11 protein-coding genes are annotated in these 14,500 nt (G+C 57.9%); 3 read left to right on the top strand and 8 right to left on the bottom strand.

Annotated elements, in window-relative coordinates:
• Window positions 1-162: 162 nt before the first annotated feature.
• The 3 genes from AC1XYH_RS06490 (at window position 163) to AC1XYH_RS06500 (ending at window position 3,913) form a co-directional block, all read left to right on the top strand.
• A complete protein-coding gene (locus AC1XYH_RS06490; protein ID WP_483325816.1) occupies window positions 163-1,518 on the top strand; it encodes a hypothetical protein in 1,356 nt (451 codons plus the stop codon).
• Window positions 1,519-1,628: 110 nt separating this feature from the next.
• Window positions 1,629-3,425 (top strand): ABCB family ABC transporter ATP-binding protein/permease, encoded by a 1,797-nt coding sequence (locus AC1XYH_RS06495; RefSeq protein ID WP_483325817.1) that lies wholly within the window; start codon window positions 1,629-1,631, stop codon window positions 3,423-3,425.
• A gap of 89 nt (window positions 3,426-3,514) precedes the next feature.
• A complete protein-coding gene (locus AC1XYH_RS06500) occupies window positions 3,515-3,913 on the top strand; it encodes a nuclear transport factor 2 family protein (protein ID WP_483325818.1) in 399 nt (132 codons plus the stop codon).
• Window positions 3,914-3,968: 55 nt separating this feature from the next.
• Here AC1XYH_RS06500 and cobA read toward each other — a convergent pair whose 3' ends face one another.
• The 8 genes from cobA to AC1XYH_RS06540 form a co-directional block, all read right to left on the bottom strand.
• Window positions 3,969-4,748, bottom strand: coding sequence for a uroporphyrinogen-III C-methyltransferase (gene cobA / locus AC1XYH_RS06505; protein WP_483325819.1), 780 nt, complete (start codon window positions 4,746-4,748; stop codon window positions 3,969-3,971).
• A gap of 29 nt (window positions 4,749-4,777) precedes the next feature.
• The gene (locus tag AC1XYH_RS06510) at window positions 4,778-7,483 is read right to left on the bottom strand and encodes a nitrate reductase (RefSeq protein ID WP_483325820.1); all 2,706 of its coding nucleotides are present in this window, start codon (window positions 7,481-7,483) and stop codon (window positions 4,778-4,780) included.
• Window positions 7,480-8,724, bottom strand: a complete 1,245-nt coding sequence (locus AC1XYH_RS06515) for an NAD(P)/FAD-dependent oxidoreductase (protein ID WP_483325821.1) — start codon at window positions 8,722-8,724, stop codon at window positions 7,480-7,482. The genes AC1XYH_RS06510 and AC1XYH_RS06515 overlap by 4 nt, the downstream gene beginning before the upstream one ends.
• Window positions 8,725-9,000: 276 nt before the next feature.
• Window positions 9,001-10,668 carry a bifunctional protein-serine/threonine kinase/phosphatase gene (locus AC1XYH_RS06520; protein ID WP_483325822.1) on the bottom strand — a complete coding sequence of 556 codons (1,668 nt, stop codon included), beginning with the start codon at window positions 10,666-10,668 and terminating at the stop codon, window positions 9,001-9,003.
• A gap of 1 nt (window position 10,669) precedes the next feature.
• Window positions 10,670-11,881 carry a nitrate/nitrite transporter gene (locus AC1XYH_RS06525; RefSeq protein WP_483325823.1) on the bottom strand — a complete coding sequence of 404 codons (1,212 nt, stop codon included), beginning with the start codon at window positions 11,879-11,881 and terminating at the stop codon, window positions 10,670-10,672.
• A 191-nt stretch (window positions 11,882-12,072) separates the two neighbouring features.
• Window positions 12,073-12,651, bottom strand: coding sequence for an ANTAR domain-containing response regulator (locus AC1XYH_RS06530; RefSeq protein ID WP_483325824.1), 579 nt, complete (start codon window positions 12,649-12,651; stop codon window positions 12,073-12,075).
• A gap of 31 nt (window positions 12,652-12,682) precedes the next feature.
• On the bottom strand, window positions 12,683-13,900 hold the full coding sequence (locus tag AC1XYH_RS06535; protein WP_483325825.1) for a CmpA/NrtA family ABC transporter substrate-binding protein: 1,218 nt from the start codon (window positions 13,898-13,900) through the stop codon (window positions 12,683-12,685).
• 165 nt (window positions 13,901-14,065) lie between these two features.
• The gene (locus tag AC1XYH_RS06540; RefSeq protein WP_483325826.1) at window positions 14,066-14,494 is read right to left on the bottom strand and encodes a universal stress protein; all 429 of its coding nucleotides are present in this window, start codon (window positions 14,492-14,494) and stop codon (window positions 14,066-14,068) included.
• Between the last annotated feature and the right edge of the window lie 6 nt (window positions 14,495-14,500).

Raw genomic sequence — 14,500 nt, forward strand, 5'->3', positions numbered from 1 at the left:
CTTTGGCTGTGTTGTTATAAGTGCGGTCAACGTCATGTCATTGGGCGGGGTGATATGCGCCACAATGCCTGACGTAGAGGGTTTCGACTCGGCATAATGCGGGAAAGAGGGCGGCTTGATCGCCCATTACAAAAACAAAAAATGACCACTACGGAGAATGCAATGTCTCAACCCGAACAGCCCGGCTGGCGCTGGGGCCCCTTTACCTTTCGGATGCCTTTCTACCACACCAAATTTCATTGGCAGGAGGCCGTACAGGGTTTCTTCGTTGCTGCGGCAACGGGCCTGGCACTCGTGCCCATCATGATTGGCGCTTTTGGTCTTAGCTTTGAAGAGGCCATCGCGGTCTCGATGATTCACTCCTTGCTGATCGGTTCTGCGTTGATTTTCTTCGGCGAACCCTACGCCCCAGGCTGGATTACTCCAGCGCTTCCCTTGGTGCTAACGTTTGTACTGACCGGTTATGAAGACCCGGTCAGTCGCTTTCAGGCGATGACGGCGCTGTCGCTCAATTTTGCGGTGATACTTATCTTGCTCGGCATTACCGGGCTAGGGAAAAAGTTCGTCATTTGGCTGCCGGATACGCTCAAGGCCGGCATCATTCTCGGTGCCGCCATCGCTGCGGTCTACCGGGTGTTTGTGGGCGATGAAAGTAGCCCTTCGGTTCTGTCTCACCAACCCATCAGCATTATTCTCGCCTGTGGCGTGTGCCTGATCTTTTCGTTCTCGCTGCCATTGCAGAAGCTCAAAGAAAAGTATCGCGCGGTTGCCATGGTGGCGGCGCTGGGTTTGTTGCCCGGTTTCTTCATCGCGGCGCTGGTCGGCCCCATGGTGGGCGAGATCGACTATGACATTCAGTGGGGGATTCTGTTTCCACCGGTAGCCGATGCCTTTGCCAAGATGTCACCTTTTGCGATTGGTTGGCCGAGTGTTGAGATGTTTGTGCAAGCCATTCCGTTGGCGGTCATTACCTATGTCATCCTGTTCGGCGACATTGTGACGGGCAACGAAGTCATTCGTGACGGCATGACCAAGCGTAACGACGAGCACATCGACATTAACCCCACGCGCACCCACCTTTCGGTCGGTATCCGTAACGGCTTGCTGGGCCTGTTTGCTCCCTTCTTCCCCACTCAGGGCGCCATGTGGACCGGTGTGCAGGTGATCATTGTGCAGCGCTGGGCAGAGGGTAAAAAGTCGATGGACAGTTTGCACAGCGGCTTGATCTCCTACTACATGATGGGTATTCCAATACTCTTCTTTCTTAAGCCCTTGCTCACCGGCTTGCAGCCGCTACTGTATGTGGCACTGGCACTAACCTTGATGCTTACCGCGTTTGCCTGCGCTTACGTGGCCATGTCGATTCCACGTAACAACACCTCGCGCGGTACCGTGCTGCTGATCGGTGCGGGCCTGGCGTTCTTCGATCCCTGGACTGGCCTGGCACTAGGTGTAATTGCCACCCTGGTTATGGTCGGCTGGGATCGCAACAGCGATCCAATCCCAAGCGAGGAGTAATACCAGTAACGGCTTGATTGCCGACCTCGCGGTATACTGTGTGGGCCTGGCGCTGCGGCGTTCAGGCCCACATGCTTTTCAGCCCCCCTGTTTTTGTAATGAGAGCCGCCGTGCGCCCCAGTTCTGATAGTCAATATGCCGGTGGTCCGACCAACTGGCGGATCATCCTCAGCTTGCTTCCTTACCTGAATGAATTCCGTGGCCGAGTGCTGATTGCCATGCTGTGCATGCTGATCGCTAAGCTGGCCGGCGTGGCGGTGCCTTGGTTGCTGAAGTTGATCGTCGATCATTTTGATTCGGCCACAGATGCGTTGGTTTTGGTGCCGGTGGCCCTGTTGGCGGCCTACGGTATATTCCGTTTCTCGTCGGTGTTTTTTGGCGAGTTGCGCGATGCGGTGTTCGCGCGAGTAGCCGAGCGCGCCATGCGACGTATATCTCTGCGGGTATTTGAGCACTTGCACCGGCTGGATCTTGGCTTTCACCTGTCGCGTCGCACCGGCGGCCTGGCGCGTGACATTGAACGCGGCACCACGGGTATCAGTTTTCTGCTGCGCTTTATGGTTTTTAACATCCTCCCAACGCTGATTGAAATTGGCTTGATCACGGTGATTCTGCTGGTCAATTTCAGTGTCTGGTATGCGGTAGCGGTACTGGGTGCAGTGGTGCTGTACAGCGGTTTTTCCATCTGGTGTACCGAGTGGCGAAATCGCTTTGTGCGCGAGAGCAACGAACTGGATAACCGCTCCAATACCCGCGCTATCGATAGCTTGCTGAACTTCGAAACAGTTAAATATTTCGGTAACGAGGCCTTTGAAGCGCAGCAATACGACCAGAACCTGCAAGCCTGGGAAGCGGCGCGGATGAAAAACCGGCTGTCGCTGGTGGCGCTTAACTCCGGGCAAGCTCTGATCATTGCCGGTGCGGTGACGCTCATGATGGTGATGGCGGCGCGCGAGGTGAGTGGCGGCAGCATGACGGTGGGCGAGTTGGTGATGATCAATGCTTATATGATTCAGCTCTTTGTGCCGCTGAATTTTCTCGGTTTCATCTACCGCGAAATCCGTGAGGCGCTAACCAATATTGAGCGCCTGTTCGGCCTGCTGGATGCCCCCACAAAAATAGTGGATTCACCTCAGGCAACCGCCCTGAAGCTGCAGGGTGGCGAGGTGGTGTTTAACCAGGTTGCCCACACTTATGAGGCAGGCCGAGAGATTCTGCATAACGTCAGTTTCTGTATCCCGGCGGGCCATACGCTGGCCATCGTTGGGCCAAGTGGTGCAGGCAAATCAACCCTGGCGCGCTTGCTGTTTCGTTTTTACGATACAGCGGCGGGCAGCATAGAAATCGACGGCCAGGATGTTCGCCAAGTGACTCAGCACAGCCTGCGCCAAGCGATAGGAGTGGTGCCGCAAGATACAGTGCTGTTCAACGCGAGCATTGGCTACAACGTCGCTTACGGCGCGCCGGGCGCCAGTGATGAGGAAATATGGCGGGTGCTGCGTCTGGCGCAGCTGGAGGATTTTGTCCGCAGTCTGCCGAAGCAACTGGCTACCCCGGTGGGCGAGCGCGGGCTGAAGTTGTCCGGTGGCGAGAAACAGCGCATCGCGATTGCCCGGGTTTTGCTCAAAGACCCACCGATTTTGATCCTTGATGAAGCAACCTCATCGCTCGACAGTCACTCTGAACGCCGCATTCTGGATGCCTTGAATCTGGTGGCGCGCAAGCGTACTACCCTGGCGATTGCTCACCGGCTGTCGACCATTGTGCATGCTGAGTGCATTCTGGTGCTGGATCAGGGCAAGGTAGTGGAGCAGGGTAGCCATCATGAACTGCTGGCATTGAACGGCGCTTACGCGCGTTTATGGGCAGACCAACAACGCGAACAGTCTGATCCGCTTGATGCCTGATTCACCGGCTGAATCTCACTTGCGGTGCCAAGGGTTCGGTTGAAGAATGGTCCCACTCGCAAACATAACAAAGATTAAAAGGACCCATCATGAGCAGCGTAATTGAAAAGTGGCATCGCATTGTTGAAAAGCAGGATGCCAAAGGCCTGGATGAATTACTGGCAGATGAGGTGGTTTTCCATTCCCCGGTAGTGCATACGCCACAAGTGGGCAAGCGGATCACGAGTCTGTATCTGGCCGCTGCCATGCAGACTCTGAATGCGCCGGGTCACTTCAAATACCTGCGTGAAGTGGTCGATGGCAACAACGCAGTGCTGGAATTTCAGACTGAAATCGACGGCATTACCATCAATGGTATCGATATGATCCAGTGGAACGACGCCGGTCAGATCATTGATTTCAAAGTCATGGTGCGGCCGCTGAAAGCCGTGAACGCCATTCATGCTGCCATGGGTCGTATGCTGGAAGCGATGAAGCCCAAGGGCTGAGTTCTCAGACTTCGTTTAGACGACGCACGCTCCGTAAACGAAGTGGAGCGTGCGGTCAGTTGGCTACGGCCAGTGGCGCGTTAACCGCTGTTTGGCCAAGCAGGTTGCTCAACTGGCCGCTTTCCAGTGCAGCAGCCACCACCTCGCCAATCACCAGTACCGCTGGACTTTGCAGTGCAAAGGCAGCTGCCTGCTGGCATAGGTCGTCCAAGCGGCAGGCGTGTTGCCGTTGCTGGGGTGAGCTAGCTTGCTCGATCATAGCAATGGGGGTGCTGGCGGGCATGCCGCCTTTTAGCAGGCCTTGTTGAATCTGCTGCAAGCGCGCGACGCCCATGTAGACCACTAAAGTGGTGCCGCCTTGCGCCAAACCCTGCCAATTCAATTCGCTGTCGTCCTGCGTATGGGCCGTGACTAGAGTAACGCCGCGACTGACGCCACGCAGGGTCAGCGGAATGCCGCACTGAGTTGCGCCGGCAAGCCCCGCGGTGATGCCATTGATGATCTCCGACTCCACACCCCGTTCACGTAGCCAAATGGCCTCTTCACCGGCACGCCCAAAGATGCAGGGATCCCCGCCCTTGAGCCGCACCAGGCGCTTGCCTTGGCGGCCATAACGCAGCATCAAACGGTTGATAAAAGCCTGCGGTGTGGAGCGGCAGCCGCCGCGTTTACCAACGCGGATAATGCGCGCCTGCGGGCAATGTTCGAGTATCTCCGGGTTAACCAGATCATCCACCATGACGATCTCGGCCTGACTGAGTACTCGGGCTGCTTTCAAAGTGAGCAGTTCAGGGTCGCCTGGGCCGGCGCCAACCAGCCATACTGTTGGATTCATGGATGTGTGCTCCTTGGATTCGATGGTCTTCATGCGGGCACCGCCACGCTGTTGAGCAGGCGCTTTATTTCGGGGACGCAGGAGCCGCACTGCGTACCGCAGCCGAGTTCCTGCTTGAGGCCGTCCAGGTTCAGGCCGCGTTCAATACCGGCGCAAATCTGGTTTTGGCTGACGTTCATACAGTTGCACAGGGTTCTGTCCACCTGGTTACTGGAGCCACCCGTTGGGGTGCTGATAGGTGCAAGAAACCAGCGGCGTAGATCGGCATCGGCTTCACCGCTCTGCCAGACGCTGCGTAACCAGTTGCGTGCAGCGGTTTCGCCGGTCAGGCGAATCGCGGTGATGCGGCCATCTTCGATTTTTACGCGTTTGCCAATAGCTCGTTGGGGATCGTCGTAACTTAGTACTGGACCGCTATCCAGGCCTATCAAGGCGTCAATTTGCTCCAGCAGTGCGGCGTCCGGCGCTTGTGCGGAGGCTGCGCGTATCAACAGGGCGGGGCGCTCACGTCCGGTCAGGCCCATACCCAGATAATCAAGGCTTTCACACAGGGGGCGAATGGCCTCGAAGCGCTCCTGTACCTTGCCTTCTGCCAGAATAAATAGCTCCCACGGCAGTTCTGCGCGGCGAATATTGATGCTGCTCTGTTTGAGCTCCGGCTGCTTGGAAATGGGGTCGAAGGCCGGCTGGGTCAGCACGTTGCAGCCCAACCCTTTCAGGAAGCGGTCGCCCCAGTGCATTGGCAGAAAGGCTTGCCCAGGACGAAGCTGCTCATCCGAGTGCACCGGCAGTATCAGTTCCCCGCGGCGACTTTTGACGCGTATCAGATCGCCATCGTTCAGGTTGCGGCTGCTCAGCTCGTCGGGGTGCAAACTGAGCAGTGCTTGCTCAACATGGCCAAATAGTTGAGCAGCGGTGCCGGTACGGCTCATGCCGTGCCATTGGTCGCGCAAACGCCCGGTGTTGAGCATCAGCGGGAAACGCGTGTCGCATTTTTCCTGCGGTGCGCGGTAAGGTTCGGCAATAAAGCGCGCGTTACCGTTCTCGGTAGCAAAGCGGCCATCGGTATACAGGCGCGGCGTGCCTTGGCGAGTTTGTGCGTTGAACGGCCATTGTTGGGGACCCAACTCATCAATCAACTGATAGCTAAGGCCGCTGTAGTCGAGGTCGCGGCCTGCTGTCAGCCACTTGTATTCGTCGAAAATAACCGAGGGCGAGCCGAAGTCGAACAAGCTGGGTTGGCCAGGACGCAGTTGTTTTTCTAGCCGACGAGCAAAGTCACACACGATAGCCCAATCGGGGCGGGCATCGCCCGGCGCCGGAACAGCAGAGCGCACGTGGCTGATGCAGCGCTCGGAATTGGTAACGGTGCCTTCTTTCTCGCCCCAGCTGGCGGCTGGCAATAGTAGGTCGGCGTAGCGGCAGGTCTCGGTGGTAAAGAAAGCTTCCTGCACTATCACGAACGGGCAGGCGGCCAGGGCCTCGTGGATCAGTGTTTGGTTAGGCATCGATTGCGCCGGATTGGTACAGGCAATCCACAATGCTTTGATGCGGCCGCTGCGCACGCCTTCAAAGAGCTCGACGGCAGACAGGCCGACATTCGAAGGGAGATGATCTACGCCCCAATAGTCGGCAACCTCGGCGCGATGCTCTGCGTTGGCGGCTTCGCGGTGTCCGGGCAGCAAATTGGACAGGCTGCCTGTCTCACGGCCGCCCATGGCGTTGGGTTGGCCGGTGAGCGAGAAAGGACCGCTGCCGACCTTGCCGATCTGGCCGCTGGCCAGGTGCAGATTGATCAGCGCGTTGTTTTTGGCACTGCCAGAGCTGGACTGATTCAGACCCATGCACCAGAGCGATAGAAAGCTGGGTGCGGTGCCGATCAGTTTGGCGGCGCTGTGCAGGTCGTCTTCGCTGATGCCGCACAACTGGGCGGTCATCGCCGGACTGTAGTCGCGCACCAGGTTCTTCAGGTCATCAAAGCCGTCGGTATGGGCGTCGATGAAGGCGCGGTCGATCCAGCCTTCCTTCAGCATGATGTGCAAAATACCGTGGAACAGGGCCACGTCGGTACCGGGCTCTATGGCCAAGTGCAGATCGGCGATTTCACAGGTGTCGGTGCGCCGTGGATCGACCACGATGATGCGCTTGTTAGGGTCGGCCGCCTTGGCGGCTTCCAGCCGGCGAAACAGCACAGGATGGGCGAAGGCCATGTTGCTGCCGGCGATCATCAGGCAATCGCTTTGCTCAATGTCTTCGTAGGAGCAGGGCGGTGCGTCAGCGCCCAAGCTGCGCTTGTAGCCAACCACCGCGCTGGACATACACAGGCGCGAGTTGCTGTCGATGTTGTTGGTGCCGATCAGCGCACGCGCCAGCTTGTTGAAACTGTAGTAATCCTCGGTCAGCAGCTGGCCGGAGATATAAAAGGCGACACTGTCAGGTCCGTGCTCGGCAATAGTGCGGCCGAACACTTCAGCGGCGTGGCCCATGGCGCTGTCCCAGTCGGTGCGGCTGCGTGACAGGCCTTTGCCCAAGCGCAGCTCCGGGTGGAGCGCGCGGGCAGCCAAATCACCGGTTTTATGCAGGGTAGAGCCCTTACTGCACAGTCGGCCGAGGTTGGCCGGATGATTGGGATCGCCAGTCACATTCAGAACGTGCTCCCCGTCATGCTCGATCAGCACGCCGCAGCCGACGCCGCAATAGCAGCAGGTGGAGGCAGTTGTTTGCGTGCGCGTCATGCGGCAGCCTGGTGATACTGAGCTTCGTCGTTTTGAGCAGGCTGGCCGAACATCAGATGATTGCGCAGCTGACTAACGTTCTGGCCTTCGCGCAGTAACGTGAGATACCAATTGCTATCGCCGGTATCGCCATACAGGCAGACGCCGACCAGGCGATCGTCTTTTAGCACCAGTTTCTTGTATATGCCGGAGATCGGGTCGCTGAGCGTGATGCTTTCGGTGCCTTCTGCGCCCATAAAGTCACCCACCGAGAACAAATTGATGCCGGTGACCTTGAGCTTGGTAGAGGTGATGGAACCCTGGTAGCGTTGATGGCCCAGTCTGGCCAGATGGTTGGCACAGACCTTCGCCTGCTCGAACAGCGGCGCAACCAGACCATAGGCTATGCCTCTGTGGCTTACGCATTCGCCGATAGCATAGATGCGCGGGTCGAAGGTCTGCAGCGTGTCGTTGACCAAGATTCCGCCATTGCAGGCCAATCCGGCTCGCTCTGCGAGCTCGATATTGGGGCGAATGCCCGCAGCCATGACCACCAGATCAGCGGCAATGCGGCTGCCATCACTGAAGTCCAGCGCGCAAACACGGTCCTGCGCATCGCCGTGTAGCTGTGCAGGCGGCAGTCCAAGCCGAAACTGAATGCCACGTTGCTCAAGGGCGGCCTGCAGTTGTTGGCCGGCGCGCTCGTCTAGTTGGCGATCGAGCAACCATTGACCCTTGTGAATGACGGTCACTTGCATACCGCGCAGCGTAAGACCGTTGGCCGCTTCAAGGCCCAACAGACCGCCGCCGACGATAACGGCGTGCTTGTGGGTCAGGGCGGTGTCCATCATCAATTGGGTATCATCGATGTCGCGATAGCCAATCACGCCCGTTAGGTGGTTGCCAGGCAGCGGCGGCATGAACGGATTAGAACCAGTGGCCAGCAGCAAGCGGTCGTAGTGAGCCTCCGTGCCATCCTCTGCAACTACCTTACGGCCCCGGCGATCAATGGTGACGATGCGTTTGCCGGTGTGCAGGGTGATGCCGTGGCTGTGATACCAATCGAGGTCATTCAATATGATGTCGCTGAATTCCTGCTCGCCTGCGAGTACCGGCGACAACATGATGCGGTTGTAATTGGGGTGTGGTTCGGCACCGAATACGGTGATGTCGTAAAGGTCGGGGGTCAGTTTGAGCAGTTCTTCCAGGGTGCGTACCCCGGCCATGCCGTTACCGATCAATACGAGTTTGAGCTTTTGCATTGTGCGTGCTCCGCCTGAAGCTGAAAACAAAAAAAGGCGCCCCTTCTGCTCACGCAGTAGGGACGCCTTTGTCCAGGTCCTGTTCGATCAGGAAGGCAGGGTCATCGCCGTTGACAGCCCCGCATTGTATTCGTTGATTAACGATGCTGAGTACAAAGCAGGTTCTGTGCCAAGGTGCTACCGCCAATGATATTGGTGGCCTTGGGCGGCACCTCCGAAGATTTTTGGTCTGCCAGGTGCACTGTCATGTAGCGTCTCGCACTGCCGTGGGGCGGACTATTGATCCAGCAGCAGGACCACCAGTAGCAGGTTGAGCGCGAGAGAGCCAAGGGCGAAGTAGCGCCAAAACCGCAGCGGATCGCGATTGAGCAGTGGTTGATGACTGCTGTGCAGCGGCCGGCTTTCACCCTGGGCCAGTTCGAGCAGCCACTCTTCGGCGGTTTCAAAGCGCTCCTTGGCCTCCACTGCGACGGCGCGCAACAACAGATCATCGATCCAAGGCGGCACGTCCGGGCGATAGCGGCTGGGTGGCGTTGGCTTGCTAAAACGGGGTCGCTGGAAGGCTTCTACTTCGCCGTAGGGGTAGTGACCCGTGAGCAGAAAGTACAACGTTACCCCGATACTGTAGATATCTTGCTGGGTGCTTGGCTCGGCGCCATTCAACACTTCCGGCGCCATATAGCTTGGCGTGCCCGGGGCGTTGCCGTTTTCCTGCTGCGTCAGGCCGGGGCAAAAGGTCAGACCGAAGTCGAGTACGCGCAATTGACCGTCCTCACCCTGCAGCAGGTTGTCGGGCTTGATGTCGCGGTGAATTAAGTTGCGCTGATGCAGCTTGCCGACGGCTTTGATCAACTGCGCTGCCAGTTCGCGCCAGGCAGGAATGCTCAGCAGTCCCTGTTGGCGACGTTGTTCCTCAAGGGTTGCGCCCGCGTACTCGCGCATGACGTAGTACAGGTGGCGTCGTTGTGGCAATGGATGCAGTTCAGGCGTGAATGCACTGGCAACGCGGCGCATAAACCACTCTTCAAGCACCAGAGCGTGACGTGCCTGCTCGTCGTCGTGCAGGCTGGCCGGCAGGGTTTTCAGCAGCCAGGTCTGGTTCAGTGGGTCACGCACACGGTAAAGCACCGACTGCCGAGACTCGGCGCGCACGTTAACCACTTCCCAGCCTTCAAATTGCTGACCGGTTTTCAGCTGTGGCGGTAACGCGCGTTCATCCAGCGGCGCTAAAGCGTCGCTGAGCGATGATTCAGGTAATGCGTCCACGCGTACCAGTAGAGCACTCGCATTGTCCTGGCTCCCCGCGCGGTGCGCGCGCTCCAGTAGAGTGCGGCAGATTTCGTCAAACGCCTGCTCGTGCAGGATGCTGTGGATTTCACTGTCTTTGAGTGAAGCCCAAACCCCGTCACTGACGATCAGCAGCTGATCATTAACGCGCAGTTCACCTTCGATGTAATCCATTAGTAGATGTTCATCCAGGCCAAGCGCGCGTTTGAGCACGTGCTCCATGCCTGGCTGTTCCCATACGTGTTCCGTAGTCAGGCGGCGCAGCTTGCCGCCCCGTAGCAGGTAGGCTCGACAGTCGCCAATATGTGCAAAGGTATAGCGGCAGCCGCGCATCACCAGCGCAGTCAGGGTGGTCAGCAGGGGCTGTCCACCACCGTTGGCACGCAACCAGCGGTTATGCGCGGTCAGCAGCTTGTCCAATGCGTGGGGTATGGTCCAGGTTTCCGGCGTTGAGTAGTAATCCAATGCCAACGCTTGGAGTGTGGCATTGGCGGCCAAGCCACCGTCTTGGCATTGGCTTACGCCATCAGCCACGGCCAGCAAATGGCCTTTACTGGCGGCCAGCCGCGGGGCGGGAGTGACCACGCGCACAGCATCTTGATTCTGCGCGCGCGGACCCTTATCACTGGCTTCGCTGATGCTCAGCTGTAGCGCCATATCAGACTCGCGCAGCGGTCATGGACGACGCGCCCCACGTAGTGCGCCAGCGGCGTTTGACGTTCAGCAGGCCGAACCAGGCCAGAATGCCGAGGCTGGCAAACAGCCAGAGACCGATCTGGTAGTCGCCAGTGTGCTGTTTGATGGCGCCCAAGCCAGCAGCAAGGATAAAGCCACCTACGCCGCCTGCCATACCGATCAAGCCGGTCATAACGCCGATTTCACGGAAGAAGCGCTGTGGCACCAACTGGAATACCGCGCCGTTGCCCGCGCCCAAGCCCAACATGGCGGTCACAAAAAAGGTCAGTGCCGCGTACGAGCTGGAGAGGTTGAAACCGACGATGGCGATGCACACGGCAGCAATGCCATACATGAATAGCAGCGAGCGAATGCCGCCGATGCGGTCCGCTAGTGCGCCGCCCAGGGGACGCATAAGGCTGCCGGCCATCACGCAGGCCGCAGTGTAGTAACCGGCGGTCACTGGGCTCAGGCCGTACTGATCGCTGAAGTAGCCAGGCAGGGCGCTGGCCAGGCCGATAAAGCCACCGAAGGTTACGCTGTAGAAGAACATGAACCACCAGCTGTCTACATCCTTGAGCGCCTTGGAGTAGTCCTTCAATGATTTGGGAGCTGGGCGCTGGGGAGAATTTTTGGCCAGTATGATAAACAGGAGCAAGGTAATGGCCAGCGGGATCAGCGCCAAACCGAATACATTCTGCCAGCCGAACAGGTAGGCGAGGCCCGGAGCGAAAATCGCTGCCATCACAGTGCCAGAGTTACCGGCACCGGCAATGCCCATAGCCTTGCCCTGATGCTCCGGCGGATACCATTGCGAAGCCAGCGGCAGCGCGACGGCGAAGGAGGCACCGGCAAAACCAAGACCAAGGCCGAGCATGAGCGTGTGCTGATAGGTGTCTATACCCAGCTGCCACGCCAGCAAAAGCGTGCAGATAACCACTACCTGACCAATGATGCCGGCGGTTTTCGGTGACAGACGATCTGCCATAAAGCCCATGACCAGCCGCAGCAGTGCACCGGCGAGAATAGGCGTGGCGACCATAATGCCCCGTTCCTGTGCGCTGAGGTCCAAATCAGTCGCAATCTGCACCGCGAGTGGGCCAAGCAGGTACCAGACCATAAAACTCAGATCGAAGTAGAGAAAGGCGGAAAATAACGTTGGGGTGTGTCCCGCTTTCCAGAAGCTTTTGTTCATATGGCAGTCCTCTCAGCGCCGCAGGGCGCACTTTGCAGCATGTACTACCCGCGACTTAGGGGCAAAAAAAAACGCCATCCCTTATCCCGGAGTAACTCCAGGTTGAGGATGACGTCGTTGTCTGTGTAGGTAACCGCCGTTGGCTACCTGCTACAGACCAAGCAGGATATGTGCCAGAGCACGAATGCAGGCTACTCGCCGAGCATTTCGTGCATGGCGATAATTTGCTCCGCCACCTGAATCAGCTTCTGTTGGCGGCTCATGGCTTGGCGGCGCATTAACGTATGTGCCTCGGACTCATCGCAGTTCTTCATTTTCATAAGCAGGCCTTTGGCTTTTTCTACCCGCTTGCGCTCATTCAGCTGCTGCTCGCGCGCATGCAGCTCGGCACGCAATTGCTGGTCGGTTTCGAAACGCGCCATGGCGACATCCAGTATCGCCTTGAGTCGTGAGCTCTCCACGCCTTCGATAATGTAGGCGCTCACGCCAGACTGGATTGCCTGGCGCATGATCGTTGGGTCTTGTTCGTCGGTAAACAGTGCGATTGGATGGGGCAGGTCACGGCTGAACAGACAGACCTGCTCCATTACGTCGCGGCCGGGTGAGTCGCTATCAATCAGAATGACGTCGGGCTTGGCGCTCTGCACCCGCGCCGGCAGGTCGATGGTCAAACCAGATTCGTCGATAACCTCAAAGCCTGCTTCCAGCAGGGCGCCTTTGAGCTTGCCGACTTTTTTAACAGTGTCGTTGATCAGCAGAATGCGCAGCATGATTTATCAAACAATCCTTGATGACAAAAGTTCAGTTAGCCTGCTGTACAGGGGCGGCGTCGGTCATAGAGTGCAGATCGAAGCTGCTGGCGTAGGCGGCTGGATCGCTGCCATCCCATACTTGCCCGTCCATCAGCGTGCTGCTGCGTAGTGGGCTGGCCGGCAGGTCTATACCCAGTGCGTTGGCTGCTTGCTGATAGAGGTCCAGCTGCTGCACCTGTCTAGCGATGGCCAGGTAATCCGGCTCTTCACGTAGCAAGCCCCAGCGACGGAATTGGGTTATGAACCAAAGTCCATCAGACAGGTAAGGCATGTTTACTTCGCCGTCACCGTGAAAACGCAAGCGGTGCGCGTCACGCCATTCGTTACCACGACCATCAACGTAGTCGCCCAGCATGCGGGGCTGCAGCGACGCCAATGGTGCATTGACGTAATCGGCACCGCTGATGAGCTGAGCGGTGCTGCGGCGGTTATCGTCACTCTCATCGATAAAACGGCTGGCATCCAGAATCGACATGATCAGCGCGCGGGCGGCATTTGGGCACTCCTCAACAAAACGCTGGGTGGCGCAGAGCACTTTTTCGGGATGATTAGGCCAGACTGATTGGCTGGTCGCCAGGGTATAACCCATACCGTCTTCGATGGCGTGAGCGCCCCAGGGTTCGCCGGCGCAGAAACCATCAATGCGTCGCGCACGCAGGTGTTCGACCATCAATGAAGGGGGAACCACACGGGTATCAACGTCGCGTAGTGGATGAATGCCGTTGGCCGCAAGCCAGTAGTAGAGCCACATGGCGTGGGTGCCGGTCGGGAAGGTCTGCGCCAGGCACAGTTTGGTATTGCCGAGTAGAGCGCGTTCAACCAGCGCTTGACTGCTATCCACGCCGGTTTCCAGCATCGGCTGTGACAAGTTGATGCTCTGGCCGTTCTGGTTCAGCCCCATCAGCACTGCCATAGGCGTTTGCGCGCTGCCAAGCCCAAGCTGGATGCCATAAACCAAGCCGTACAATCCCTGAGCGGCATCCAGCTCACCGTTGAGCAGGCGATCGCGCAGGGCCGACCAGGATTGTTGGCGCTGCAGATTGAGGGTCAAACCATAGGGTTGAGAGAATCCCTGAGTGGCAGCGACGATCAACGAAGCCGAATCAGTCAGTGGCATGAAGCCCAGGTTCAAGATGTGCTTTTCCGGGGCATCGCTGCCGTTGACCCAGGCGAGTACGTCGTCGCGCGGATTGTCTGTCTGCTTCATTTGTCAGTCCTGATGCTGCATTAAAAAAGCGCCGCACGCCCGATGGCGGCAGCGCATCTTATCCGCAGATGCCGCCTGCTGCCAGTCGAGGGTACGACGCCGTTGTCGTGGAGTGTCCCGTGTCACGGGGCTATGTTGGTATAGCACCAGCAAAGCCTGTGCCAGTCAGCGCACTATCATGACCGAGCGCTTGGACTGCTGCACCACGCGCAGGGCGTTGGTGCCCAACAGATAATCTTCCAGTCGCTTGCGCTTGTGTGAGGCCATGATGATCAGGTCAACATCAATCTTTTTGGCTACTCGCAGTATGGCCTCATAGGCTTTGCCGTCAGCCACGATGCGCTGCACCTTCACGTCTTTCGGAACGTTCTCCTTGACGAACTCACGCAGGTTATCAGTCATGGTTTTTTTGGCTTTGTCGGCGTACTCCTTGGGGAAGAAACCGCCGACCAGCGGCAGACCGAAATCAGGCAATACCATGATTACATGCAACGAGGCGTTATAGGTCTGGCAGAAGTTCAACGCGGTAGGCAGCGCCTTGTTCCACGACTGCTTGTGGTTCAGGTCGATCGGCAGCAGTATCTTGTTGTACATGACAGT

It is taken from the genome of Pseudomonas sp. GW-45 (genome assembly GCF_056896675.1).

What these genes read in the sequence shown, in the direction of transcription:
- AC1XYH_RS06490 (WP_483325816.1), top strand. Translation starts at nt 163, where the DNA reads ATGTCTCAACCCGAACAGCCCGGCTGGCGCTGGGGCCCCTTTACCTTT.
- AC1XYH_RS06500 (WP_483325818.1), top strand. Translation starts at nt 3,515, where the DNA reads ATGAGCAGCGTAATTGAAAAGTGGCATCGCATTGTTGAAAAGCAGGAT.
- cobA (WP_483325819.1), bottom strand. Translation starts at nt 4,748, where the DNA reads ATGAATCCAACAGTATGGCTGGTTGGCGCCGGCCCAGGCGACCCTGAA.
- AC1XYH_RS06510 (WP_483325820.1), bottom strand. Translation starts at nt 7,483, where the DNA reads ATGACGCGCACGCAAACAACTGCCTCCACCTGCTGCTATTGCGGCGTC.
- AC1XYH_RS06515 (WP_483325821.1), bottom strand. Translation starts at nt 8,724, where the DNA reads ATGCAAAAGCTCAAACTCGTATTGATCGGTAACGGCATGGCCGGGGTA.
- AC1XYH_RS06520 (WP_483325822.1), bottom strand. Translation starts at nt 10,668, where the DNA reads ATGGCGCTACAGCTGAGCATCAGCGAAGCCAGTGATAAGGGTCCGCGC.
- AC1XYH_RS06525 (WP_483325823.1), bottom strand. Translation starts at nt 11,881, where the DNA reads ATGAACAAAAGCTTCTGGAAAGCGGGACACACCCCAACGTTATTTTCC.
- AC1XYH_RS06530 (WP_483325824.1), bottom strand. Translation starts at nt 12,651, where the DNA reads ATGCTGCGCATTCTGCTGATCAACGACACTGTTAAAAAAGTCGGCAAG.
- AC1XYH_RS06535 (WP_483325825.1), bottom strand. Translation starts at nt 13,900, where the DNA reads ATGAAGCAGACAGACAATCCGCGCGACGACGTACTCGCCTGGGTCAAC.
- AC1XYH_RS06540 (WP_483325826.1), bottom strand. Translation starts at nt 14,494, where the DNA reads ATGTACAACAAGATACTGCTGCCGATCGACCTGAACCACAAGCAGTCG.